Origin of the sequence: Shinella sp. WSJ-2 (assembly GCF_003432075.1) — a bacterium.
Lineage (GTDB): Bacteria > Pseudomonadota > Alphaproteobacteria > Rhizobiales > Rhizobiaceae > Shinella.
On the sequence record NZ_QWBU01000019.1, the window covers coordinates 1 to 21,540 of the forward strand.

Here is a 21,540-nt window from a genome sequence, read left to right on the forward strand (position 1 = left end):
ACAACGTCACGGTTGCGGTTGAGCTGATCGTTCCGATCGCGATGGAAGAAAAGCTGCGCTTCGCAATCCGCGAAGGCGGCCGCACCGTCGGCGCCGGCATCGTCGCATCGATCGTCGAGTAAGTCTTAAGGCCCCAGGCCGCTGAAATAGGAAGGGCAGGATCACATCCTGCCCCTCCGGTCTTTGATAATTTAGCGGACTGGCCTTTCGGCATTGTGTTTTCATGTGCGTTCCGTTATGGGAACCGCAGAATCAAAAAAGCGCGTATTCCCCAAGCGAATCGCGAATAACGAACTAAGGAAAAGTCGTATGAACGGCCAGAACATCCGCATCCGCCTCAAGGCGTTTGACCACCGGATCCTTGATGCCTCCACGCGTGAAATCGTGTCGACGGCAAAGCGCACCGGCGCAAGCGTCCGCGGTCCCGTTCCTCTCCCGACCCGTATTGAAAAGTTCACCGTCAACCGTTCGCCCCACGTGGACAAGAAGAGCCGTGAACAGTTCGAGATGCGCACCCACAAGCGCCTGCTCGACATCGTAGATCCGACGCCGCAGACGGTCGATGCTCTCATGAAGCTCGATCTTGCGGCCGGTGTGGACGTAGAGATCAAGCTCTAAGTCCTGGCGCAAGCCGAATAACAAGGAAGGTACGTGGCGAAAGCCGACGTCTTCTAAAAACGGGAAACCCGACGGCCGCAGAGCCCGAGTGGAATCCTTAAACCAAGAGGCATGACGGGGCGTCACGATCCCGCCAGGACTTCTAAGAGGATTGAACCATGCGTTCAGGTGTGATTGCACAGAAAGTAGGGATGACTCGCGTCTATAATGACGCAGGTGAGCACATCCCTGTAACAGTACTGCGACTGGACAACGTCCAGGTCGTCGCTCAGCGTACGCAGGACAAGAACGGCTACACGGCTGTTCAGCTCGGCGCCGGCTCTTCCAAGGTGAAGAACACGGCAAAGGCTCTGCGTGGCCAGTTTGCTGCCGCAAGCGTCGAGCCCAAGGCCAAGCTCGTTGAATTCCGCGTTTCGGAAGACAACCTCATCGAAATCGGCGCGGAACTGACCGCCAGCCATTTCGTCGCCGGCCAGCTGGTCGACGTTACCGGCACCACGATCGGTAAGGGTTTTGCCGGTGCCATGAAGCGCCATAACTTCGGCGGTCTTCGTGCAACGCACGGCGTTTCCGTTTCGCACCGTTCGCACGGTTCGACGGGTAACAACCAGGACCCGGGCAAGGTCTGGAAGGGCAAGCGCATGGCTGGTCACATGGGCCAGACGCGCGTCACCACCCAGAACCTCGAAGTCGTCTCCACGGACGAAGAGCGCGGTCTCATTCTCGTCAAGGGCGCAGTCCCGGGCTCCAAGGGCGCCTGGATCGTGGTCCGCGACGCCGTCAAGTCCGGCACCCCGTCCGACGCTCCGCGTCCGGCCGCCGTGCGCGCCGCAGCTAAGTAAGGGAGCCTGATCATGGATCTCAAAGTCACGACCCTCGCAGGGAAGGACGCCGGCAAGGTCTCCGTTTCCGACGCGATCTTCGGCCTCGAGCCGCGCGAAGACATTATTGCCCGCGTCGTTCGCTGGCAGCTCGCAAAGAAGCAGCAGGGCACGCACCAGTCGCTGACGCGCGCTGAAGTGTCGCGCACCGGCGCCAAGATGTTCAAGCAGAAGGGTACGGGCCGCGCTCGTCACCATTCGGCTCGCGCTCCGCAGTTCCGCGGCGGTGGCAAGGCTCATGGCCCGACCGCTCGCAGCCACGCTCACGACCTGCCGAAGCAGGTTCGCGCTCTTGGCCTGCGTCATGCCCTTTCGGCCAAGCTGAAGTCCGACGACGTTATCATCATCGACGACCTCGTTGCCTCGGAAGCCAAGACGAAGGCTCTGGCCGGCGTGTTCGCTTCGCTCGGCCTCACCAATGCCCTCTTCATCGGCGGCGCTGAACTTGACGGCAACTTCAAGCTCGCAGCACGCAACATCCCGAACGTGGATGTTCTGCCGATCCAGGGCATCAATGTTTACGACATCCTGCGCCGCGGCAAGCTCGTGCTCTCCAAGGCTGCTGTAGAAGCCCTCGAGGAGCGGTTCAAATGACGGATCTTCGCCACTACGATGTGATCGTATCTCCTTCGATCACCGAAAAGTCGACGCTGGTATCCGAAAACAACCAGATCGTCTTCAACGTCGCCAAGCGCGCCTCCAAGCCTGAAATCAAGGCTGCTGTGGAAGCTCTGTTCGGCGTCAAGGTCACGGCTGTGAACACGCTCGTCCGCAAGGGCAAGGTTAAGCGTTTCCGCGGCTTCGCCGGCCGGCAGGGAGATGTCAAGAAGGCGATCGTCACGCTTGCTGACGGTCAGTCCATCGACGTCTCCACCGGGCTCTAATCGAGCAGTCGGCTAAAGAGGAAACAAGAAAATGGCATTGAAAAGCTACAACCCGACCACTCCGAGCCAGCGCCAGCTGGTCATCGTCGATCGGTCCGGCCTTTACAAGGGCAAGCCCGTCAAGGCTCTGACCGAAGGTCTGTCCAAGAGCGGCGGTCGTAACAACCTCGGTCGCATCACCGCTCGCTTCATCGGCGGCGGTCACAAGCGTACCTACCGCCTGGTCGACTTCAAGCGTCGCAAGTTCGACGTCGAAGGCACGGTCGAGCGTCTGGAATACGACCCGAACCGCACGGCGTTCATCGCTCTGGTGAACTATGCCGACGGCGAGCAGGCCTACATCCTGGCTCCGCAGCGCCTGACGGCCGGCGACAAGGTCATCGCCTCCACCAAGGCTGTTGACGTCAAGCCCGGCAACACCATGCCGCTGCAGTACATCCCGGTTGGTTCGATCGTCCACAACGTCGAAATGAAGCCGGGCAAGGGCGGTCAGATCGCCCGTTCGGCCGGTACCTTCGTACAGCTGGTCGGTCGCGACCAGGGCATGGCGATCCTTCGCCTGAACTCGGGCGAACAGCGCCTGGTTCACGCATCCTGCCTCGCAACCGTCGGCGCCGTCTCCAACCCGGACCACGGCAACATCAACGACGGTAAGGCTGGTCGTACGCGTTGGCGCGGTAAGACCCCGCACAACCGCGGCGTCGTCATGAACCCGGTCGACCACCCGCACGGCGGTGGTGAAGGCCGCACCTCCGGTGGTCGTCACCCGGTATCCCCGTGGGGCAAGCCCACCAAGGGCAAGCGTACCCGCTCGAACAAGTCGACCGACAAGTTCATCATGCGCTCGCGCCACTTGAAGAAGAAGTAAGAGAGGTTAGTCAGAAATGGCTCGTTCAGTATGGAAAGGCCCGTTTGTTGACGGCTATCTTCTCAAGAAGGCTGAGAAGGTTCGTGAAGGCGGTCGCAGCGAAGTAATCAAGATCTGGAGCCGTCGCTCCACGATCCTGCCGCAGTTCGTTGGACTGACCTTCGGCGTCTACAATGGCAGCAAGCACATCCCGGTTGCTGTCAACGAAGACATGGTCGGCCACAAGTTTGGTGAATTCGCTCCGACCCGGACCTACTACGGTCACGGTGCGGACAAGAAGGCGAAGAGGAAGTAACGATGGGTAAGGCTAAAGCCGAACGCCGGCTGAAGGATAACGAGGCGCAGGCCATCGCGCGCACGATCCGCGTCAGCCCCCAGAAGCTCAACCTGCTTGCTGCGCTCATCCGCGGCAAGAAGGTGGACCGCGCTCTCGCCGAGCTCGAGTTCTCGCGCAAGCGTAGCGCCGAGACCGTCAAGAAGACGCTCGAGTCCGCGATTGCCAACGCAGAAAACAACCACGACCTCGACGTCGATAGTTTGATCGTCGCTGAGGCCTATGTCGGCAAGTCGATCGTCATGAAGCGTTTCCACGCTCGTGGCCGCGGCCGCGCATCGCGGATCGAGAAGCCCTTCTCGCATCTCACGATCGTCGTCCGTGAAGTCGAAGCCAAAGGGGAGGCCGCATAATGGGCCAGAAGATTAATCCAATCGGTTTCCGCCTCGGCATCAACCGTACCTGGGACAGCCGTTGGTTCGCCGACAACGCCGAATACGGCCAGCTGCTCCACGAAGACCTGAAGATCCGCGCTTTCGTCATGGAAGAGCTGAAGCAGGCCGGTATCGCCAAGGTCGTCATCGAGCGTCCGCACAAGAAGTGCCGCGTCACGATCCACTCGGCTCGTCCCGGTCTGATCATCGGCAAGAAGGGTGCAGACATCGAGAAGCTCCGCAAGAAGCTTTCCGAAATGACGAATTCCGAAACGCACCTCAACATCGTTGAAGTGCGCAAGCCGGAAGTCGACGCAACGCTCGTCGCTCAGTCGATCGCCCAGCAGCTCGAACGCCGCGTGGCTTTCCGCCGTGCGATGAAGCGCGCTGTTCAGTCGGCCATGCGTCTTGGCGCCGAAGGCATCAAGATCACCTGCGCCGGCCGCCTCGGCGGCGCGGAAATCGCACGTACCGAATGGTACCGCGAAGGTCGCGTTCCGCTTCACACGCTGCGTGCAGACATCGACTACGGTACGGCTGAAGCCGAAACCGCATTCGGCATCTGCGGCATCAAGGTCTGGATCTTCAAGGGCGAAATCCTTGAGCACGACCCGATGGCCTCTGAGCGTCGCGCAAGCGAAAGTGACAGCCAGGGTCCCGCAAGCCGTGAACGCGGCGATCGCGGCGACCGTCGTCGTGAAAACGCGTAACAGTCGCGTTTGGCAGCCAATATCGGAGAAGTAAAAAAATGTTGCAGCCAAAGCGTACCAAGTACCGCAAGCAGTTCAAGGGCCGCATCAAGGGTGTCGCCAAGGGCGGCTCCGACCTCGCTTTCGGCGAGTTCGGCTTGAAGGCTCAGGAACCGAATCGCGTGAACGCTCGCGAGATCGAAGCGGCCCGCCGCGCGATCACCCGTTACATGAAGCGTGCCGGCCGTGTGTGGATCCGCGTGTTCCCCGACGTCCCGGTCACCGCTAAGCCCACGGAAGTCCGCATGGGTAAGGGTAAGGGTTCGGTCGAATACTGGGCAGCCAAGGTCAAGCCCGGCCGTATGATGTTCGAGATCGACGGTGTTTCCGAGGAAATCGCGCGTGAAGCGCTCCGCCTCGGCTCGGCCAAGCTCTCGGTCAAGACGCGCTTCGTACAGCGCATTGCAGAGTAAGGAGCGAGCGTCATGAAAGCCGCAGACGTCAAGGCGCTGAGCGCCGACCAGCTGAACGACGAACTGGCCAAGCTGAAGAAGGAGCAGTTCAACCTGCGCTTCCAGAAGGCGACCGGCCAGCTCGAAAAGACCTCGCGCATCAACGAAGTCCGCAAGGACATCGCGCGCGTCAAGACCATTGCCCGCCAGAAGGCGGCAGAAGCCAAGGCCTAAGGACCAAAAAATATGCCGAAACGCATTCTGCAGGGCACTGTTGTCAGCGACAAGAACGACAAGACCGTTGTCGTTCGCGTCGAACGCCGTTTTGCCCATCCCCTGCTTCAGAAGACCGTTCGCCGGTCGAAGAAGTACAAGGCGCATGACGAAACCAACCAGTACAAGGTCGGCGACGTCGTTTCCATCCAGGAATGCGCCCCGATCTCCAAGGACAAGCGCTGGACCGTCGTAGCGGCCCAGGCTTAAAATCAGTAGATTTCGCGCCCGGCCCTTGCGTCTGGCGCGAAACACTGTATGAAGCAGCGCAAGGACGCTCGGAATCACGAGCGTCTTTTGCTTTGAGCGCACGGAAGGTCCGTCGGTTCGCCGAAGGGAAACCACCCTGGCAACACATCTTCCCGCGCGAAGACATGAATTTCCATATGCTGGAACAGGGGGCCTTTCCTTGATCGGGATTGGCCCAACCGGTCTGGTGAAACAAGAAGGCGACCTGACATGATTCAGATGCAGACTAACCTCGACGTGGCGGATAATTCCGGCGCACGTCGTGTCATGTGCATCAAGGTGCTGGGCGGCTCCAAGCGCAAGTACGCTTCGGTCGGCGACGTTATCGTTGTCTCGATCAAGGAAGCTATTCCGCGCGGCCGCGTGAAGAAGGGTGACGTGATGAAGGCGGTTGTTGTTCGCACCGCCAAGGACATCCGCCGCCCCGATGGCAGCGTCATTCGTTTTGACAGCAACGCCGCTGTCCTGATCGACAACAAGAAAGAGCCCATCGGCACCCGTATCTTCGGACCGGTTCCGCGCGAACTCCGCGCCAAGAACCACATGAAGATCATCTCGCTGGCTCCCGAAGTACTCTAAGGAGCGATGGCTATGCAGAAGATCCGTAAAGGCGACAAGGTCGTCGTACTCACCGGCAAGGACAAGGGCCGTACCGGTGAAGTCGTGCAGGTGCTGCCGAAGGAAGACCGTGCGGTCGTCAAGGGTATCAACCTGGTGAAGCGTCACCAGCGCCAGACCCAGACCCAGGAAGCCGGCATCATCACCAAGGAAGCTTCGATCCACCTGTCGAACATCGCGATCGCCGACCCCAAGGACGGCAAGCCGACCCGCGTCGGTTTCAAGGTCGAGGGCGACAAGAAGGTTCGTGTAGCAAAGCGTTCGGGAGTGTCGATCGATGGCTGACACCAAGTATGAGCCCCGGCTCAAGAAGGAATATGTCGAGCGTATTCGCGCGGCGCTGAAGGAGCAGTTCTCCTACGCCAACGAGATGCAGATCCCGAAGCTCGACAAGATCGTGATCAACATGGGCGTGGGCGAAGCCACGGGCGACTCCAAGAAGCCGACCGTTGCCGCAGCCGACCTCGCAGCGATCGCCGGCCAGAAGCCGGTCATCACGCGCGCTCGCAACTCCATCGCGGGCTTCAAGGTCCGTGAAGGCATGCCGATCGGCGCGAAGGTTACCCTGCGCGGCGCCCGCATGTACGAATTTCTGGATCGCCTCGTGAACATCGCGCTGCCCCGCGTACGCGACTTCCGTGGTCTGAACCCGAAGTCCTTCGATGGCCGTGGCAACTTCGCCATGGGTATCAAGGAGCACATTGTGTTCCCTGAGATCAACTACGACAAGGTTGATCAGATGTGGGGCATGGACATCATCGTTTGCACGACGGCACCGACGGACGACGAAGCACGCGCTCTTCTGAAAGAGTTCAGCTTCCCGTTCCGCGCCTGACCGTAACGACAAGCGTAAAGAAGGATTACTGTTATGGCTAAAACCAGCGCAGTCGAGAAGAATAACCGCCGTCGCAAACTGGTCGCCAGCCAGGCTGCCAAGCGTGCAGCCCTCAAGGCGATCATCCAGAACCAGTCTCTTCCGATCGAAGAGCGCTTCAAGGCAACCCTCAAGCTTGCCGAGCTGCCGCGCAATGGTTCGAAGACCCGCATCCGCAACCGTTGCCAGGTAACGGGCCGTCCGCGCGCCTATTACCGTAAACTCGGTATGTCGCGTATTGCGCTTCGTGAACTGGGCAATTCCGGCAAGGTGCCGGGCATTGTCAAGTCGAGCTGGTAAGGAGACGGGTACATGGCAATGACTGATCCCCTGGGCGATATGCTCACCCGTATCCGCAACGGCGCCGCACGCCGCAAGTCGAGCGTTTCCACGCCGGCTTCCAACCTGCGTGCCCGCGTTCTGGATGTCCTTCAGGCTGAAGGCTACATCCGCGGATATTCGGAAGTCGAATTCGGCAACGGCAAGTCCGAGCTGAACATCGAACTCAAGTACTACGAAGGCGCGTCCGTGATCCGCAAGATCGACCGCGTCTCCAAGCCGGGCCGCCGGGTCTATGTCTCGGTCAAGTCCATCCCGCAGGTCGCGAACGGCCTCGGCATCACCATCCTTTCGACCCCGAAGGGCGTGATGGCCGATCACCAGGCACGCGAACAGAACGTTGGTGGCGAGGTTCTTTGCTCGATCTTCTAAGATCGGGCAAGGATCTCCATAACGAACAGACAGGATATAAAAATGTCTCGTATCGGTAAGAAGCCCGTTCAGGTTCCCGCTGGTGTCACCGCGACCGTTGATGGTCAGAAGGTCACCGCAAAGGGCCCGAAGGGCGAACTGTTCTTCGTCGCAAACGACGAAGTTTCGGTAAAGCTCGAAGACAACGCCGTTGTCGTTCAGCCGATCAACACGTCGAAGGACGCTCGTTCCAAGTGGGGCATGTCCCGCACGATGGTCGAGAACATCTTCAAGGGCGTCAAGGACGGCTACGAGCGCAAGCTCGAAATCAACGGCGTCGGTTACCGCGCGTCGCTGCAGGGCAAGAACCTGCAGCTGGCACTCGGCTTCAGCCATGACGTCGTCTACCAGACGCCGGAAGGCATCACGATCGCTGTTCCGAAGCCGACCGAAATCATCGTGTCCGGCATTAACAAGCAGCAGGTCGGCCAGGTCGCTGCGGAAATCCGCGAGTACCGTGGCCCCGAGCCCTACAAGGGCAAGGGCGTCAAGTACGCGGAAGAACGCATCGTCCGCAAGGAAGGCAAGAAGAAGTAAGGATCACGCGAAATGGCTAGCACCAAAGAAGCTCTCGTGCGCCGCGCCAACCGCGTGCGCCGTACCCTCAAGTCGGTGGCCAACGGCCGTCCGCGCCTGTCGGTTCATCGCTCGTCGAAGAACATCTACGTACAGGTCATTGACGACGTTGACGGCAAGACCCTTGCGGCTGCCTCCACGCTCGACACCGATCTGCGTTCGTCGCTGAAGACGGGCGCTGACACGGCAGCTGCTGCTGCCGTCGGCAAGCTCATTGCCGAGCGCGCAGTCAAGGCCGGCGTCACCGATGTCGTCTTCGATCGTGGCGCCTTCCTCTATCACGGCCGCGTCAAGGCTCTCGCCGAAGCCGCCCGTGAAGGTGGTCTGAACTTCTGATCATTCGGCTGGGCACTTTTCGTGCCCCGCCGATCACTCAGTAGGGTACTGGTCGCTACCATTTCCTGAATGGTGGCGGCTTTCGACAATCTGCCGATTGCACCCGGAAAAGAAAAAGGAAAAGGACAATGGCACAGGAAAAGCGCGGTCGCGAAGACCGCCAGCCCCGCGAAGAGCGCGACAGCGAGTTTGTCGATAAGCTCGTCGCGATCAACCGCGTCGCGAAGGTCGTCAAGGGCGGCCGTCGTTTCGGTTTTGCAGCTCTCGTCGTCGTCGGCGACCAGAAGGGCCGCGTCGGCTTCGGCCATGGCAAGGCTCGTGAAGTTCCGGAAGCGATCCGGAAGGCCACCGAAGCCGCCAAGCGCGACCTGATCTTCGTACCGCTGCGCTCTGGCCGCACGCTGCACCACGACGTGCACGGCCGTCACGGCGCCGGCAAGGTTCTGCTTCGTTCGGCCAAGGCCGGTACCGGTATCATCGCCGGTGGCCCGATGCGCGCCGTCTTCGAAACGCTCGGCGTTCACGACGTCGTCGCCAAGTCGACCGGCTCCTCGAACCCGTACAACATGATCCGTGCGACGTTCGACGCCCTCAAGAGCCAGATGCACCCGAAGGACATCGCAGCTCAGCGCGGCATGAAGTACGCCACGCTGCAGGCTCGCCGTACGTCTGCCGGCGTTGCTGCCGAAGAATAAGGAGCACTGATCATGGCTAAGAAAGAAACCGCCAAGAAGACGGTGACTGTCGAGCAGATCGGCAGCCCCATCCGCCGTCCGGCCATCCAGCGCGCGACGCTCGTTGGCCTGGGTCTCAACAAGATGCACCGGGTTCGCACGCTGGAAGACACGCCGTCTGTCCGCGGCATGATCCGTGCCGTCCAGCACCTCGTTCGCGTCGTCGAAGAGAAGTGAGGGGATAGATCATGAAACTCAACGAAATCAAGGACAACGAAGGCTCCTCGAAGAACCGCAAGCGCGTCGGTCGCGGTATCGGTTCGGGCAAGGGCAAGACCGGTGGTCGCGGCGTCAAGGGTCAGAAGGCTCGTTCGGGCGTTGCCATCAACGGCTTCGAAGGCGGTCAGATGCCCATCTACCGTCGTCTGCCGAAGCGTGGCTTCAACAACATCTTCGCGTCTGACTTCGTCACCGTATCGCTCGGCCGCGTTCAGCAGGCCATCGACGCCGGCAAGCTTGACGCCAAGGCGACCGTTGATGCCGCTGCCCTCAAGGCAGCCGGTGTTATCCGTCGCGAGAAGGATGGCGTACGCGTTCTGTCCGACGGCGAGCTGAAGGCCAAGGTTGCCTTCGAAGTCGCCGGCGCCTCCAAGCCCGCGATCGAAAAGATCGAAAAGGCCGGCGGCTCGATCAAGCTGCTGGTGGCAGCCGCAGAAGCCGCCGAATAATTCGACATTTAATCGCCCGGTGTGCTTCACACCGGGCGATTTTGCTCCCATATGTGAGCCTCACGACGATAGACGGATTCTCAAATCTGCATCGTTATCCGGAATTAAAACCAGGGTGAGGCCGGGATTGCTTGACAATCCGCGTTTCAACCGGTTTAGGCTCCATCCGCCCGATTTGCTGCAACGGCAGGCGGGCACGACCAATTTCAGCATCGGCGTGACCGGTCCGGGGAGGGCAGGGCGCAGGTGCCAAACGGATCAGCCATTCCGGACCTGGCCGGGCTTCACCGCCGCCGGATCGGCTACGCGGAGAAATGCATGGCTTCGGCAGCGGAACAACTTGCCTCTAATCTGAACTTCTCGACTTTCGCCAAGGCGGAAGACCTGAAGAAGCGCCTCTGGTTCACGCTGGGCGCGCTGCTCGTCTATCGTCTCGGCACCTATATCCCTTTGCCGGGCCTCAATCCCGAAGCCTTTGCCCAGGCCTTCCGCGGCCAGTCCGGCGGCATTCTCGGCCTGTTCAACATGTTCTCCGGCGGCGCCGTCGAGCGCATGGCGATCTTCGCACTCGGCATCATGCCGTATATCTCCGCGTCGATCATCGTGCAGCTGATGACCTCCGTCGTGCCTTCGCTGGAACAGCTGAAGAAGGAAGGCGAACAGGGCCGCAAGATCATCAACCAGTACACCCGCTACGGCACGGTGCTACTCGGCACGCTGCAGGCCTACGGCATTTCCGTCGGCCTGGAGAGCGGGGCGGGCCTCGTGAACGATCCGGGCTGGTTCTTCCGCATTTCCACCGTTATCTCGCTGCTCGGCGGCACGATGTTCCTGATGTGGCTCGGTGAGCAGATCACCTCGCGCGGCATCGGCAACGGCATTTCGCTTATCATCTTTGCCGGTATCGTTGCAGCCCTGCCGCACGCTCTGGCCGGCACGCTGGAACTCGGCCGCACGGGCGCCCTGTCCTTCGGCGTGATTCTCGCCGTCGTGCTCATGGCCGTCGTCGTCATCGCGCTCATCGTCTTCGTGGAACGCGCCCAGCGCCGCCTTCTGATCCAGTATCCGAAGCGCCAGGTCGGCAACCGCATGTTCCAGGGCGATACCTCGCACCTGCCGCTGAAGCTCAACACCTCGGGCGTCATTCCGGCGATCTTCGCGTCGTCGCTGCTGCTGCTTCCGGCAACGCTGGCAGGCTTCTCGAACACATCCGAGCTGCCCTCCTGGGCGACCGCCGTCATCGCGTCGCTCGGCCATGGCAAGCCCCTCTACATGGTGCTCTACGCCGCCATGATCGCTTTCTTCGCCTTCTTCTACACGGCCATCGTCTTCAATCCGAAGGACACGGCCGATAACCTGAAGAAGCACGGCGGCTTCATCCCCGGTATTCGTCCGGGCGAGCGCACCGCCGAATATATCGACTACGTGCTGACCCGCATCACGGTCATCGGCGCGGCCTACCTGATGTTCGTCTGCATTCTTCCCGAAATCCTGATCTCGCAGACCGGGGTGCCGTTCTACCTTGGTGGTACGTCGCTTTTGATTGTTGTCAGCGTGACCCTCGATACTGTAGCACAGATACAGGGTCACCTGATTGCTCAGCAGTATGAGGGGCTGATCAAGAAGTCGAAGCTGCGTGGAGGAAAGAGGGGACGATGAGACTGATTTTTCTGGGACCGCCGGGGGCCGGGAAGGGAACCCAAGCCAAGCTCCTGACGGAAAAGTACGGCATTCCGCAGCTTTCCACGGGTGACATGCTGCGGGCGGCCGTCGCCGCCGGCACGGATGTCGGTAAGCGCGCCAAGGCCGTCATGGACGCCGGACAGCTCGTCTCCGACGCGATCGTCAACGAAATCGTTTCCGATCGAATCGATTCGGCTGACTGCGCCAAGGGTTTCATCCTCGACGGTTACCCGCGCACGGTTCCGCAGGCGCAGGCCCTCGACGAAATCCTTGCCGGCAAGGGCATTGCCCTCGACGCCGTCATCGAACTGAAGGTCGACGAGGACGCGCTGGTCAAGCGCATGGAGAATCGCGTTGCCGAAACGATCGCCGCCGGCGGTACGGTTCGCTCCGACGATAATCCGGAGGCCTTCAAGCGTCGTCTCACGGAATACCGCGAGAAGACTGCGCCGCTGTCGAATTACTACGCTTCGACGGGCAAGCTTCAGACGGTCGACGGCATGGCCAATGTCGACAAGGTGACTGCCGAGATCGGTGGAATCCTGGAGAACGCCTGATATCAGGTTAAAAAGGACGGCCGGGGAGTTGACTTTTTCGGCCGATTCCCCTTAAGACAGCGCCAACTCGCGACATGAACCTTGCGATCGGCGCGGACTTCCAAGAACGAAGTCCGGGTACGGTCGTTTTCGACGTGTCCCGAACATCAATTGAGCAGCGGTCGTTTCGGCCGTATCGAATGAAGAAAACCACTTGCCGGATGGCAACTGGAAGCAAGGAGAACAGGCGTGGCACGTATCGCTGGCGTCAACATCCCGACCGCGAAGCGCGTAGTCATCGCGCTGACCTACATCCACGGGATCGGCCCGAAATTCGCACAGGAAATCATCGAGAAGGTCGGTATTCCGGCTGATCGTCGCGTGCACCAGCTCACGGACGCAGACATCCTGCAGATCCGTGAAACCATTGACCGTGACTACCAGGTCGAAGGCGACCTGCGTCGCGAAACCTCGATGAATATCAAGCGTCTCATGGACCTCGGTTGCTACCGTGGCCTGCGTCACCGTCGTGGCCTTCCGGTCCGCGGTCAGCGCACGCACACCAACGCCCGCACCCGCAAGGGCCCGGCGAAGGCAATCGCAGGCAAGAAGAAGTAATTTCCCGGAAACGGGGAACGAGGGGCTGGCGCTTCGCGCCGGCCTCTTTTGAGTTTCGAGCGGGGCCTTGTTTTTCATCAAGAGGTCCCGGTCGGTGGAGCTGCTGGCACTACGGCAGTGACGATATCGCCGCAGACGTTCCCCTTCGGGGCGTGTGCAAATTTTATTCAGGGCAGGGGTTTCGTCCCGGCCCGGTGGAGCCGCTGGCATTACGGCGGTGTAGAGATCAACGAAAGGACTATCCATGGCCAAGGAAGCCGCACGCGTCCGCCGTCGCGAACGCAAGAACATCACCTCGGGTGTTGCTCACGTCAATTCTTCGTTCAACAACACGATGATCACCATCACCGATGCACAGGGCAACGCCATTGCCTGGTCGTCGGCCGGTGCAAAGGGCTTCAAGGGTTCGCGTAAGTCGACCCCGTTCGCTGCCCAGATCGCTGCTGAAGACTGCGCCAAGAAGGCTCAGGAACACGGCATGAAGTCGCTGGAAGTCGAAGTCTGCGGTCCGGGTTCCGGCCGTGAATCGGCTCTGCGCGCCCTCCAGGCTGCCGGCTTCATGATCACGTCCATCCGCGACGTGACCCCGATCCCGCACAACGGTTGCCGTCCGCGCAAGAAGCGCCGCGTCTGATCATCGCATTCGAACAACCGTGGAGGCCATCCGGCTTCCACGGAACTTCAGGGCTCGGCCGTCACGATTGAATGGTGGCGGCGAACGGAAGGCAAAACATATGATCCAGAAAAACTGGCAGGAACTGATCAAGCCGAACAAGGTGGAATTCACCTCCTCCGGCCGCACCAAGGCAAGCCTTGTTGCCGAGCCGTTGGAGCGTGGCTTCGGCCTGACGCTCGGCAACGCGCTGCGTCGCGTTCTCCTGTCGTCGCTGCGCGGTGCGGCTGTTACCGCCGTGCAGATCGACGGCGTCCTGCACGAGTTCTCGTCCATTCCCGGCGTCCGGGAAGACGTGACTGATATCGTGCTCAACATCAAGGAAATCGCCATCAAGATGGATGGCGACGATTCCAAGCGCATGGTTGTCCGCAAGCAGGGCCCGGGCGTCGTAACGGCTGGTGACATCCAGACGGTCGGCGACATCGAGATCCTGAACCCGAACCATGTGATCTGCACCCTCGACGAGGGCGCGGAAATCCGCATGGAGTTCACGGTCAACAACGGCAAGGGCTACGTCCCGGCCGATCGTAACCGCTCTGAAGACGCTCCGATCGGCCTCATCCCGGTCGACAGCCTCTACTCGCCGGTCAAGAAAGTGTCCTACAAGGTGGAAAACACCCGTGAAGGCCAGGTTCTCGACTACGACAAGCTGACCATGTCCATCGAGACTGACGGCTCCGTCACCGGCGAAGATGCGATCGCGTTTGCAGCCCGCATTCTTCAGGACCAGCTCTCGGTCTTCGTCAACTTCGACGAACCGCAGAAGGAAGCCGAAGAAGAATCGGTCACCGAACTGGCGTTCAACCCGGCGCTCCTCAAGAAGGTCGACGAACTGGAACTTTCCGTCCGTTCGGCGAACTGCCTGAAGAACGACAACATCGTTTACATCGGCGATCTCATTCAGAAGACCGAAGCCGAAATGCTTCGCACTCCGAATTTTGGTCGCAAGTCGCTCAACGAAATCAAGGAAGTTCTCGCTTCCATGGGCCTGCACCTCGGCATGGAAGTGCCGGCATGGCCGCCTGAGAACATCGAAGATCTCGCCAAGCGCTACGAAGACCAATACTAAGGCCGCACGCGCCCCTCGGGGCGCGTAAAGCTGGCCTTAGCATGATTAACGCGCATTTACCTTGGTCCCGCGGAGCGCGGGACGGACATGCGCCCCATCAAACGGCAGGCAACAGCCTGCATGTGAAGGAGACCCGAGATGCGCCACCAGAATTCCGGTCGCAAACTCAACCGTACTGCCAGCCACCGCAAGGCGATGTTCGCCAACATGGCTGCCTCGCTCATCCTGCATGAGCAGATCGTAACGACGCTGCCGAAGGCGAAGGAAATTCGCCCGATCGTCGAAAAGCTCGTAACGCTGGGCAAGCGCGGCGACCTGCATGCTCGCCGCCAGGCGATCTCGCAGATCCGCGACGTTGCCGTTGTTTCGAAGCTGTTCGATGCAATCGCAACCCGCTACGCCAGCCGCAACGGTGGCTACCTGCGTATCATGAAGGCTGGCTACCGCCACGGCGACAACGCCCCGCTCGCCGTCATCGAGTTCGTTGAACGCGATGTCGATGCCAAGGGTGCAGCCGACAAGGCCCGCGTTGCCGCTGAAGCTGAAGCTGCCGAAGCCGCATAAGCATCACCGTTCGATCCGAACGGTTTGAAGCCGGACGCCACCGCGTCCGGCTTTTTCTTTGCGTGAAGGCGAGGTCTGCGTGTGAAAGGTGGGGCAAGATTTCGGAAACCATGTCCCTAGGCATTGTTTTCAGCCCTTACTCCTAAAATTCACCAGCATCTAAAATCGGGTTCGAATGATGAGCGAGAACTTCGCATTCCTGCTGCCGGTGGTTCTCACTCTGTTCGGCGTCGCGTTTCTCATCGTCGGCCGCTTTGGCAATCGCTCCGCCGTTTTCTGGGGCGCCGGTTATCTCTGCGCGGCGCTCGGCTTCCTCGCGCCGCTTCTTGAAATCATCGTTTCCGTGCCTGTTGTCGCGATGATGGCGGATGCCGCATTCCTTGCTGCATTCCTGCTTTACAGCCACGGGCTCGTCACGCATTTCGAGGCGCAACGGCTTCTCGGCGCCCGTCTGACAATTGCCGCTGTCGCCTATGCTGGCACGACCTATGCGGTTCTGATCGCAGGGAGCCTGCGCTACGAGCTTTTCATCAACGACATCGCCTGCAGCCTGCTGATGCTGGTCGCTACGCTCTCCTCCTGGCGTCGGCGGCGCAATTGGGTCGATCGCGCCCTGCTGGGCGCAGTGATCTTCGTGATGCTGGAGACGTCTGTGCGGACGATTGTCTTCTTCGTCATGGCCGGGACGCTGGCGATGGGCGAGTTCATCGGCTCGAGTTACGCCTATATCATGCAGATAACGTCGACCATCGGTGCGCTTGTTCTGGCTCTGACGGCGCTGTCTTCTGTCGCGCTGCGTATCGTCGAGCGGCATCGCAAGGCGGCGGAGGAAGATCCCCTGACCGGCCTGCTCAATCGCCGTGGCTTCGACCAGTTCATCCGCGAACGGGGTCACGCCACCGGTAGAGAGGCGGCGATCATTGTTGCCGATATTGACTGGTTCAAGTCGGTGAACGACCACTATGGCCATTCAACCGGCGACGATGTCATCCGTGAAGTGGCGGCGTTGCTACGCACACTGTCGTGGCCGGAGGCCGCTGTCGCGCGTTTCGGCGGCGAGGAGTTTGTGGCTTACTTACCCAATTGTCGGCTTCAGGACGCGCACACGCTGGCAAACACGGTTCGCCTTGCGCTCTCCGAGCGTGATTTCCGCAGCATCGGCATTGACCGCGCGATCACTGCGAGCTTCGGTGTCGCGGTCACAGCCGCCGGCGACCATTCGATCCACGACGCAATCAGCCGCGCCGATCGGCTGCTTTATCTCGCCAAGAGCAGTGGCCGGAACCGGGTGGTCAGCAACGCCGCCGAGGTTTCAACGGCATCCGTCCCCAAACTCTTCGTCGTGAAAGACGATGGCGAGGCGGCAAGCCGCCGCTAGGCTGAGCGCTCGCTTTCTCTCAGAGCCGGTCCCGACGGCCTCCGCTTCTTCCCGCGCAGCATCGGCCGGATCGGCCTGTAGGCGAGAAGCACTGCCACCAACGCGATATAGGTCCACGGCTCGAACCCCACGACCTTCACCGACATGGCGAAGTGCAGCGCCCCGGCTGCGGTGATGATATAAATCAGCTTATGAAGCTTCACCCAGCGCGGCCCGAGACGGCGGATCGACCAATTGTTGGAGGTCAGCGCTAGTGGAATGAGCATTATGAAGGCGCCCATGCCAATCGTGATGAAGGGCCTTCTCACGATATCGACGAAAATCGCGGAAAAGTTCAGGTACTGGTCCAGCACCATATAGGTCAGGAAGTGCATCAGAACGTACCAGAATGCCAGCAGCCCGAGCGCCCGACGGTAGCGGATCCAGTTGATGCCAAAGAGATCGCGCATCGGCGTGATCGCCAGTGTGGCGACAAGGAAACGCAGCGCCCAGAGCCCCAGCAGGTGTTCGAATTCCTTTACCGTATTGCCGGGCAGCCGGCCCGTCGCGCCGAGCCAGAAGCCATAGGCCGCGGGCAGTAACCCAGCGGCATAGAGCAGCCAGATCGAGGCTGCATGGTATTTGCGGGGCAGGGTGGGCAGCATCAGTAATTCGCCCTGAGATCCATGCCGCTATAGAGGCTGGCGACCTCGTCGGCATAGCCGTTGAAGGGCAATGTAGGCCGGCGGTTCGCGCCGAAGAAGCCGCCTTCGCCGATGCGGTTTTCGCTCGCCTGGCTCCAGCGTGGATGGTCCACCTCCGGATTGACGTTGGCATAGAAGCCGTACTCATTCGGCGCGGAAATATTCCAGGTCGAGGGTGGCTGCTTGTCAGTCAGCGTGATCTTGACGATCGACTTGATGCCTTTGAAGCCGTATTTCCAGGGAACGACGAGACGTATCGGCGCGCCGTTCTGGTTAGGCAACGTCTTGCCGTAGACGCCAACGGCGAGGATGGCGAGTGGATGGCGGGCCTCGTCGAGCCGCAGGCCCTCGACATATGGCCAGGGCAGCGACTGGAAGTAACCTGATTGGCCCGGCATTTCCTCCGGTCGCACCACCGTCTCGAAGGCAACGTACTTGGCATCACCCAGCGGCTCCACCTTGTCGAGCAGGGCCGCCAGCGGAAAGCCGACCCAGGGAATGACCATCGACCAGGCCTCGACGCAGCGCATGCGGTAGACCCGGTCCTCCAGGGGCATGGCCAGCAGCTCCTCGAGGCCGAATTCCTTCGGCTTGCCGACCAGTCCGTCCACCTTCACCGTCCACGGCGTCGGCTTGAATTTTTCCGAGTTCGCCGCCGGGTCTTCCTTGCCCAGACCGAATTCGTAGAAATTATTGTAGCCCGTTACGTCCTTTTCGGGCGTCAGCGTCTCGTCGACCGTGTATTTGCTTTTGGACGCCTTCAGCGCTTCCGCAAAGGCTGGCGTTCCCGCCGCGGCAAGGGCGCCGCCGGCTGCCGCTGCCAGAAAGCCGCGGCGGTTCAGGAACCAGCGCTCGGGCGTAATTTCAGAAGAGGCGATGCGCGTGGGGCGGTAGAGAGACATGGTGTGGCTCGACTGGTTGGTTGTTTCCCTGCTTCTACGTAACGGCGGAGCATGTTGTTTCAACGGCCGCGAATATTTCTTGCGACCACTTTTTCGTGCGCATTATGTGAAGCTGCGCGAGTGGTGAAGATTGCAAAGTTTGCCTTTTTTCCTGCGAAATCCTATCTGATCGTGAGGCGGAAACGAAGGAGACTCAATTTATGACGCATATCCGCATTCTGCTTGCCGCGCAGCTTGCCATGGCATTGGCCCTTATGACGCCCGCCATGGCCGAGGAGCGCATCGTGCCGCAATCGCGCACGGAAATGCAGCTCTCCTTTGCGCCGCTGGTCAAGCAGGTCGAGAACGCCGTCGTCAACGTCTATGCCGAGCGCGTCGTCGAGCGCCGCTCGCTCTTCGACGGCGATCCCTTCTTCGAAGAGTTCTTCGGCCAGCGGATGCCGAACCGCAGCGAGAAACAGTCCTCACTCGGCTCGGGCGTCATTGTCGGCGCCAGCGGCATTGTGGTGACGAACAACCACGTCATCGAGGGGGCGAGCGACATCAAGGTGGCGCTGGCCGATGGCCGCGAATACGAAAGCACCGTCGTACTGAAGGACGAGCGCGTCGATCTCGCGGTGCTCAAGATCAAGGCGAAGGGCGATTTCGCCACCCTGCCGCTTGGCGACAGCGACGCGGTCGAGGTGGGCGATCTCGTGCTCGCCATTGGCAATCCGTTCGGCGTCGGGCAGACCGTGACGAGCGGCATCGTCTCGGCGCTCGCCCGCAACCAGGTGCGTTCGGGCGATTTCGGCTTCTTCATCCAGACGGATGCGGCCATCAATCCTGGCAATTCCGGCGGCGGCCTCATTAACATGAACGGCGAGCTGATCGGCATCAACACCGCGATCTTCTCGCGCGGCGGCGGCTCCAACGGCGTCGGCTTCGCCATTCCGGCCAATCTCGTGAAGACCTTTATCGCCAGCGCCGAAAATGGCAGCGCCAGCTTCGACCGCCCCTTCGTCGGTGCCACGTTCGAGGCTGTTACCTCCGAGGTTGCGGAGGCGCTCGGTCTCGACCGTGCCCGCGGTGCTCTGATTTCAAAGGTCCAGCCCGGCAGCCCGGCGGAAAAAGCCGGCATGAAGCCGGGCCAGATCGTCACCGCTGTCAACGGTATCCCCGTCGAGCATCCCGATGCGCTCGGCTATCGCCTCACCACCGTCGGCATTGGCGGCACGGCGCGCATCACGGTCGTCAGCAACGGCAAGCCACAGGATCTGACGCTTTCGCTCGACCGTGCGCCGGAGACCACGCCGCGTGACGAACGCCTCATCGAAGGCCGCAACCCCTTCTCGGGCGCTGTCGTTGCCAATCTCTCGCCGCGTGTTGCCGAAGAGCTGCGCATGCCGTCCGGTCAGGGCACGACGAACGGCGTCGTGGTCACCGAGGTCAACCGTGGCTCGCCGGCCGCGCGCATCGGCCTCCAGCCGCGCGACATCATCATCGAACTTAACGGCACCGCCGTCACGACCACCGAGACGCTCGCCAAGCTTACCGGCGAAGACCCGTCGATCTGGCGTGTCGAGATCGAGCGCGACGGCCAGCGCATCCGCCAGTTCTTCCGATGAGCGATCTCTTCGCCCCGCGTGAGCCGGAGGACATGAAGGCGAAACGGCCACTGGCCGACCGCCTGCGTCCTCGCACGCTGAGCGAAGTCTCCGGCCAGGAACACCTGACCGGCCCGGATGGCGTGCTCTCGCGCATGATCGAGGCGGGCTCGCTCGGTTCGATGATCTTCTGGGGGCCGCCCGGCACGGGCAAGACGACGGTGGCGCGGCTGCTGTCGGGCGAAACGGGCCTTGCCTTCGAGCAGATTTCGGCGATCTTCTCCGGTGTCGCCGATCTCAAGAAGGTGTTCGAGGCCGCCCGCGCGCGCCGCATGGGCGGCCGCCAGACGCTGCTGTTCGTCGACGAGATCCACCGTTTCAACCGCGCCCAGCAGGATAGTTTCCTGCCGGTCATGGAAGATGGCACGATCGTGCTCGTCGGTGCGACGACGGAAAACCCGTCCTTCGAACTCAACGCCGCTCTCCTGTCGCGCGCTCGCGTGCTTACCTTCAAGCCGCATGACGAGACCAGTCTGGAAGAGCTTTTGAAGCGCGCCGAGGCCGTCGAAGAAAAGCCGCTGCCGCTGGATGAGGAGGCGCGCGCCTCGCTGCTGCGCATGGCCGATGGCGACGGCCGCGCGGTGCTGACGCTCGCCGAGGAGGTTTGGCGCGCCGCCCGTGCCGGCGAGACTTTCGGGCAGGACGATCTCTTCCGCATCGTGCAACGCCGCGCGCCGGTCTATGATAAGTCGCAGGACGGCCACTACAATCTCATCTCCGCCCTGCACAAGGCGGTGCGCGGCTCCGATCCCGATGCCTCGCTCTACTATCTCACGCGCATGCTCGATGCCGGCGAAGACCCACTGTTCCTCTGCCGCCGTATGGTGCGCATGGCCGTTGAGGATATCGGCCTTGCCGATCCACAGGCGCTTGTCGTCTGTAATGCGGTGAAGGACGCCTATGATTTCCTCGGCTCGCCGGAAGGCGATCTGGCGCTGGCGCAGGCCTGCGTCTATCTCGCGACCGCGCCGAAATCGAACGCCATCTACACCGCCTACAAATCCGCCATGCGGGCGGCGAAGGAGCATGGCTCGCTGCTGCCGCCGAAACACATCCTCAACGCCCCGACCAAGCTGATGAAGGGCGAGGGCTACGGCGACGGCTATCGTTACGACCACGACCAGCCGGATGCCTTTTCAGGCCAGGATTATTTCCCGGAAAAGATGGGGCGCCAAACCTTCTACGATCCGCCGGAACGCGGTTTTGAACGGGAGCTCCGCAAGCGGCTCGACTGGTGGGCGAAGCTGCGCAAGGAGCGCGGTGACGGCTAAGCGGCGCTGAAGCGCTGCGCCGGCTTCTGTGGCGCAAGCGGCACGAGCTTGATCGACGATTGCGCCTTGCCCGGATGTCCTTCCATATCGACGACGACGTGCCAGTGACCGTTTTCCGGAATTTTCAGCCGGATCGGCGATTGCTTGGCGACGCCGCCGAGGAACTTGTGCTGGCGCGCATTCTTGAACAGGTCGAAATTGGCATGGCTCATCAAGCGGACATTGGCGATGGCCGACAGCGTGATTTCGACCACGGTCCCGCCGCGTTGCAGGTCGAGATCGTAATGGGTGTAGGAGAAACTGTGCGTCATGGCCGGCCCGGAAGCATCTGGTCTA

33 protein-coding genes and 1 pseudogene are annotated in these 21,540 nt (G+C 61.1%); 31 read left to right on the top strand and 3 right to left on the bottom strand.

The annotated features are described in order from the left end of the window. From tuf to D0Y60_RS23135, 29 genes and pseudogenes are all read left to right on the top strand, one after another. Positions 1-122 (top strand): annotated as a pseudogene (gene tuf / locus D0Y60_RS22995) (elongation factor Tu); the annotation flags it as partial. A 187-nt stretch (positions 123-309) separates the two neighbouring features. Beyond that, positions 310-618, top strand: coding sequence for a 30S ribosomal protein S10 (gene rpsJ / locus D0Y60_RS23000; RefSeq protein WP_003507767.1), 309 nt, complete (start codon positions 310-312; stop codon positions 616-618). 158 nt (positions 619-776) lie between these two features. Continuing rightward, entirely contained in the window at positions 777-1,460 is a 684-nt protein-coding gene (gene rplC / locus D0Y60_RS23005; protein ID WP_024270438.1) for a 50S ribosomal protein L3, read from the top strand. A 12-nt stretch (positions 1,461-1,472) separates the two neighbouring features. Continuing rightward, entirely contained in the window at positions 1,473-2,093 is a 621-nt protein-coding gene (rplD, locus tag D0Y60_RS23010) for a 50S ribosomal protein L4 (protein WP_117372285.1), read from the top strand. Beyond that, positions 2,090-2,383, top strand: coding sequence for a 50S ribosomal protein L23 (locus tag D0Y60_RS23015; protein WP_117372286.1), 294 nt, complete (start codon positions 2,090-2,092; stop codon positions 2,381-2,383). Before rplD ends, D0Y60_RS23015 begins: the two co-directional genes overlap by 4 nt. 31 nt (positions 2,384-2,414) lie before the next feature. Beyond that, positions 2,415-3,251, top strand: coding sequence for a 50S ribosomal protein L2 (gene rplB / locus D0Y60_RS23020; RefSeq protein ID WP_117372287.1), 837 nt, complete (start codon positions 2,415-2,417; stop codon positions 3,249-3,251). 16 nt (positions 3,252-3,267) lie between these two features. After that, on the top strand, positions 3,268-3,546 hold the full coding sequence (gene rpsS / locus D0Y60_RS23025; protein WP_023517272.1) for a 30S ribosomal protein S19: 279 nt from the start codon (positions 3,268-3,270) through the stop codon (positions 3,544-3,546). Positions 3,547-3,548: 2 nt separating this feature from the next. Further along, a complete protein-coding gene (rplV, locus tag D0Y60_RS23030; RefSeq protein WP_117372288.1) occupies positions 3,549-3,938 on the top strand; it encodes a 50S ribosomal protein L22 in 390 nt (129 codons plus the stop codon). Then, on the top strand, positions 3,938-4,669 hold the full coding sequence (gene rpsC / locus D0Y60_RS23035; RefSeq protein ID WP_117372289.1) for a 30S ribosomal protein S3: 732 nt from the start codon (positions 3,938-3,940) through the stop codon (positions 4,667-4,669). The genes rplV and rpsC overlap by 1 nt, the downstream gene beginning before the upstream one ends. A 38-nt stretch (positions 4,670-4,707) precedes the next feature. Continuing rightward, positions 4,708-5,121, top strand: a complete 414-nt coding sequence (gene rplP, locus D0Y60_RS23040; RefSeq protein ID WP_117372290.1) for a 50S ribosomal protein L16 — start codon at positions 4,708-4,710, stop codon at positions 5,119-5,121. 12 nt (positions 5,122-5,133) lie between these two features. Then, the gene (rpmC, locus tag D0Y60_RS23045) at positions 5,134-5,334 is read left to right on the top strand and encodes a 50S ribosomal protein L29 (protein ID WP_117372291.1); all 201 of its coding nucleotides are present in this window, start codon (positions 5,134-5,136) and stop codon (positions 5,332-5,334) included. A 12-nt stretch (positions 5,335-5,346) separates the two neighbouring features. Then, positions 5,347-5,583: a 30S ribosomal protein S17 gene (gene rpsQ / locus D0Y60_RS23050; protein ID WP_117372292.1), complete on the top strand. Its 237-nt coding sequence runs from the start codon at positions 5,347-5,349 to the stop codon at positions 5,581-5,583. Positions 5,584-5,832: 249 nt separating this feature from the next. After that, positions 5,833-6,201, top strand: a complete 369-nt coding sequence (gene rplN / locus D0Y60_RS23055; protein WP_117372293.1) for a 50S ribosomal protein L14 — start codon at positions 5,833-5,835, stop codon at positions 6,199-6,201. Positions 6,202-6,213: 12 nt separating this feature from the next. Next, entirely contained in the window at positions 6,214-6,525 is a 312-nt protein-coding gene (gene rplX, locus D0Y60_RS23060) for a 50S ribosomal protein L24 (protein WP_117372294.1), read from the top strand. Next, entirely contained in the window at positions 6,518-7,075 is a 558-nt protein-coding gene (gene rplE / locus D0Y60_RS23065) for a 50S ribosomal protein L5 (protein ID WP_117372295.1), read from the top strand. Before rplX ends, rplE begins: the two co-directional genes overlap by 8 nt. A 33-nt stretch (positions 7,076-7,108) precedes the next feature. Beyond that, on the top strand, positions 7,109-7,414 hold the full coding sequence (gene rpsN / locus D0Y60_RS23070; RefSeq protein WP_117372296.1) for a 30S ribosomal protein S14: 306 nt from the start codon (positions 7,109-7,111) through the stop codon (positions 7,412-7,414). Positions 7,415-7,426: 12 nt separating this feature from the next. Further along, complete coding sequence (gene rpsH, locus D0Y60_RS23075; RefSeq protein ID WP_117372297.1) at positions 7,427-7,825, top strand: 30S ribosomal protein S8; 399 nt, start codon at positions 7,427-7,429, stop codon at positions 7,823-7,825. 42 nt (positions 7,826-7,867) lie between these two features. Continuing rightward, entirely contained in the window at positions 7,868-8,401 is a 534-nt protein-coding gene (gene rplF / locus D0Y60_RS23080; protein ID WP_117372298.1) for a 50S ribosomal protein L6, read from the top strand. Positions 8,402-8,413: 12 nt separating this feature from the next. Further along, positions 8,414-8,776: a 50S ribosomal protein L18 gene (gene rplR, locus D0Y60_RS23085; protein ID WP_117372299.1), complete on the top strand. Its 363-nt coding sequence runs from the start codon at positions 8,414-8,416 to the stop codon at positions 8,774-8,776. Positions 8,777-8,904: 128 nt separating this feature from the next. Then, complete coding sequence (rpsE, locus tag D0Y60_RS23090; protein ID WP_117372300.1) at positions 8,905-9,471, top strand: 30S ribosomal protein S5; 567 nt, start codon at positions 8,905-8,907, stop codon at positions 9,469-9,471. 12 nt (positions 9,472-9,483) lie between these two features. Continuing rightward, positions 9,484-9,687 (top strand): 50S ribosomal protein L30, encoded by a 204-nt coding sequence (rpmD, locus tag D0Y60_RS23095; RefSeq protein WP_064329863.1) that lies wholly within the window; start codon positions 9,484-9,486, stop codon positions 9,685-9,687. Between the two features lie 11 nt (positions 9,688-9,698). Further along, on the top strand, positions 9,699-10,178 hold the full coding sequence (rplO, locus tag D0Y60_RS23100; RefSeq protein ID WP_117372301.1) for a 50S ribosomal protein L15: 480 nt from the start codon (positions 9,699-9,701) through the stop codon (positions 10,176-10,178). A 318-nt stretch (positions 10,179-10,496) separates the two neighbouring features. Next, positions 10,497-11,837 carry a preprotein translocase subunit SecY gene (gene secY, locus D0Y60_RS23105; RefSeq protein ID WP_117372302.1) on the top strand — a complete coding sequence of 447 codons (1,341 nt, stop codon included), beginning with the start codon at positions 10,497-10,499 and terminating at the stop codon, positions 11,835-11,837. Then, on the top strand, positions 11,834-12,418 hold the full coding sequence (locus tag D0Y60_RS23110) for an adenylate kinase (RefSeq protein ID WP_117372303.1): 585 nt from the start codon (positions 11,834-11,836) through the stop codon (positions 12,416-12,418). The genes secY and D0Y60_RS23110 overlap by 4 nt, the downstream gene beginning before the upstream one ends. 228 nt (positions 12,419-12,646) lie before the next feature. Further along, positions 12,647-13,015 (top strand): 30S ribosomal protein S13, encoded by a 369-nt coding sequence (rpsM, locus tag D0Y60_RS23115; RefSeq protein WP_117372304.1) that lies wholly within the window; start codon positions 12,647-12,649, stop codon positions 13,013-13,015. A gap of 244 nt (positions 13,016-13,259) precedes the next feature. After that, positions 13,260-13,649 carry a 30S ribosomal protein S11 gene (rpsK, locus tag D0Y60_RS23120; protein WP_023513823.1) on the top strand — a complete coding sequence of 130 codons (390 nt, stop codon included), beginning with the start codon at positions 13,260-13,262 and terminating at the stop codon, positions 13,647-13,649. 100 nt (positions 13,650-13,749) lie between these two features. Further along, positions 13,750-14,760 carry a DNA-directed RNA polymerase subunit alpha gene (locus D0Y60_RS23125; protein WP_117372305.1) on the top strand — a complete coding sequence of 337 codons (1,011 nt, stop codon included), beginning with the start codon at positions 13,750-13,752 and terminating at the stop codon, positions 14,758-14,760. A 138-nt stretch (positions 14,761-14,898) separates the two neighbouring features. Then, entirely contained in the window at positions 14,899-15,324 is a 426-nt protein-coding gene (gene rplQ / locus D0Y60_RS23130; RefSeq protein ID WP_117372306.1) for a 50S ribosomal protein L17, read from the top strand. Positions 15,325-15,502: 178 nt separating this feature from the next. Continuing rightward, the gene (locus D0Y60_RS23135; protein ID WP_158565540.1) at positions 15,503-16,702 is read left to right on the top strand and encodes a GGDEF domain-containing protein; all 1,200 of its coding nucleotides are present in this window, start codon (positions 15,503-15,505) and stop codon (positions 16,700-16,702) included. Here the strand turns inward: D0Y60_RS23135 and msrQ are convergent. Then, positions 16,699-17,346, bottom strand: coding sequence for a protein-methionine-sulfoxide reductase heme-binding subunit MsrQ (gene msrQ / locus D0Y60_RS23140; RefSeq protein ID WP_117372308.1), 648 nt, complete (start codon positions 17,344-17,346; stop codon positions 16,699-16,701). The two genes, D0Y60_RS23135 and msrQ, sit on opposite strands and share 4 nt — an antisense overlap. Continuing rightward, on the bottom strand, positions 17,346-18,287 hold the full coding sequence (msrP, locus tag D0Y60_RS23145) for a protein-methionine-sulfoxide reductase catalytic subunit MsrP (RefSeq protein WP_117372309.1): 942 nt from the start codon (positions 18,285-18,287) through the stop codon (positions 17,346-17,348). The genes msrQ and msrP overlap by 1 nt, the downstream gene beginning before the upstream one ends. Before the next feature lie 239 nt (positions 18,288-18,526). On the opposite strand from msrP, the gene D0Y60_RS23150 reads away from it, so the two are divergent. After that, complete coding sequence (locus D0Y60_RS23150; protein WP_245409283.1) at positions 18,527-19,894, top strand: DegQ family serine endoprotease; 1,368 nt, start codon at positions 18,527-18,529, stop codon at positions 19,892-19,894. Continuing rightward, on the top strand, positions 19,891-21,204 hold the full coding sequence (locus D0Y60_RS23155) for a replication-associated recombination protein A (RefSeq protein WP_117372311.1): 1,314 nt from the start codon (positions 19,891-19,893) through the stop codon (positions 21,202-21,204). The genes D0Y60_RS23150 and D0Y60_RS23155 overlap by 4 nt, the downstream gene beginning before the upstream one ends. Here the strand turns inward: D0Y60_RS23155 and D0Y60_RS23160 are convergent. Then, on the bottom strand, positions 21,201-21,515 hold the full coding sequence (locus D0Y60_RS23160; RefSeq protein WP_117372312.1) for a DUF1883 domain-containing protein: 315 nt from the start codon (positions 21,513-21,515) through the stop codon (positions 21,201-21,203). The two genes, D0Y60_RS23155 and D0Y60_RS23160, sit on opposite strands and share 4 nt — an antisense overlap. Between the last annotated feature and the right edge of the window lie 25 nt (positions 21,516-21,540).

Coding starts and splice junctions, on each gene's coding strand:
- rplB (WP_117372287.1), top strand. CDS start 2,415: ATGGCATTGAAAAGCTACAACCCGACCACTCCGAGCCAGCGCCAGCTG.
- D0Y60_RS23015 (WP_117372286.1), top strand. CDS start 2,090: ATGACGGATCTTCGCCACTACGATGTGATCGTATCTCCTTCGATCACC.
- D0Y60_RS23135 (WP_158565540.1), top strand. CDS start 15,503: ATGAGCGAGAACTTCGCATTCCTGCTGCCGGTGGTTCTCACTCTGTTC.
- rplC (WP_024270438.1), top strand. CDS start 777: ATGCGTTCAGGTGTGATTGCACAGAAAGTAGGGATGACTCGCGTCTAT.
- rpsS (WP_023517272.1), top strand. CDS start 3,268: ATGGCTCGTTCAGTATGGAAAGGCCCGTTTGTTGACGGCTATCTTCTC.
- D0Y60_RS23125 (WP_117372305.1), top strand. CDS start 13,750: ATGATCCAGAAAAACTGGCAGGAACTGATCAAGCCGAACAAGGTGGAA.
- D0Y60_RS23110 (WP_117372303.1), top strand. CDS start 11,834: ATGAGACTGATTTTTCTGGGACCGCCGGGGGCCGGGAAGGGAACCCAA.
- rplE (WP_117372295.1), top strand. CDS start 6,518: ATGGCTGACACCAAGTATGAGCCCCGGCTCAAGAAGGAATATGTCGAG.
- rpsN (WP_117372296.1), top strand. CDS start 7,109: ATGGCTAAAACCAGCGCAGTCGAGAAGAATAACCGCCGTCGCAAACTG.
- rpsJ (WP_003507767.1), top strand. CDS start 310: ATGAACGGCCAGAACATCCGCATCCGCCTCAAGGCGTTTGACCACCGG.
- msrQ (WP_117372308.1), bottom strand. CDS start 17,346: ATGCTGCCCACCCTGCCCCGCAAATACCATGCAGCCTCGATCTGGCTG.
- rplN (WP_117372293.1), top strand. CDS start 5,833: ATGATTCAGATGCAGACTAACCTCGACGTGGCGGATAATTCCGGCGCA.
- D0Y60_RS23150 (WP_245409283.1), top strand. CDS start 18,527: ATGGCATTGGCCCTTATGACGCCCGCCATGGCCGAGGAGCGCATCGTG.
- rpsK (WP_023513823.1), top strand. CDS start 13,260: ATGGCCAAGGAAGCCGCACGCGTCCGCCGTCGCGAACGCAAGAACATC.
- rpmC (WP_117372291.1), top strand. CDS start 5,134: ATGAAAGCCGCAGACGTCAAGGCGCTGAGCGCCGACCAGCTGAACGAC.
- D0Y60_RS23160 (WP_117372312.1), bottom strand. CDS start 21,515: ATGACGCACAGTTTCTCCTACACCCATTACGATCTCGACCTGCAACGC.
- rplX (WP_117372294.1), top strand. CDS start 6,214: ATGCAGAAGATCCGTAAAGGCGACAAGGTCGTCGTACTCACCGGCAAG.
- rplR (WP_117372299.1), top strand. CDS start 8,414: ATGGCTAGCACCAAAGAAGCTCTCGTGCGCCGCGCCAACCGCGTGCGC.
- rplV (WP_117372288.1), top strand. CDS start 3,549: ATGGGTAAGGCTAAAGCCGAACGCCGGCTGAAGGATAACGAGGCGCAG.
- rplO (WP_117372301.1), top strand. CDS start 9,699: ATGAAACTCAACGAAATCAAGGACAACGAAGGCTCCTCGAAGAACCGC.
- rplF (WP_117372298.1), top strand. CDS start 7,868: ATGTCTCGTATCGGTAAGAAGCCCGTTCAGGTTCCCGCTGGTGTCACC.
- secY (WP_117372302.1), top strand. CDS start 10,497: ATGGCTTCGGCAGCGGAACAACTTGCCTCTAATCTGAACTTCTCGACT.
- rpmD (WP_064329863.1), top strand. CDS start 9,484: ATGGCTAAGAAAGAAACCGCCAAGAAGACGGTGACTGTCGAGCAGATC.
- rplP (WP_117372290.1), top strand. CDS start 4,708: ATGTTGCAGCCAAAGCGTACCAAGTACCGCAAGCAGTTCAAGGGCCGC.
- rpsQ (WP_117372292.1), top strand. CDS start 5,347: ATGCCGAAACGCATTCTGCAGGGCACTGTTGTCAGCGACAAGAACGAC.
- rplD (WP_117372285.1), top strand. CDS start 1,473: ATGGATCTCAAAGTCACGACCCTCGCAGGGAAGGACGCCGGCAAGGTC.
- rpsE (WP_117372300.1), top strand. CDS start 8,905: ATGGCACAGGAAAAGCGCGGTCGCGAAGACCGCCAGCCCCGCGAAGAG.
- D0Y60_RS23155 (WP_117372311.1), top strand. CDS start 19,891: ATGAGCGATCTCTTCGCCCCGCGTGAGCCGGAGGACATGAAGGCGAAA.
- rpsH (WP_117372297.1), top strand. CDS start 7,427: ATGGCAATGACTGATCCCCTGGGCGATATGCTCACCCGTATCCGCAAC.
- msrP (WP_117372309.1), bottom strand. CDS start 18,287: ATGTCTCTCTACCGCCCCACGCGCATCGCCTCTTCTGAAATTACGCCC.
- rpsC (WP_117372289.1), top strand. CDS start 3,938: ATGGGCCAGAAGATTAATCCAATCGGTTTCCGCCTCGGCATCAACCGT.
- rplQ (WP_117372306.1), top strand. CDS start 14,899: ATGCGCCACCAGAATTCCGGTCGCAAACTCAACCGTACTGCCAGCCAC.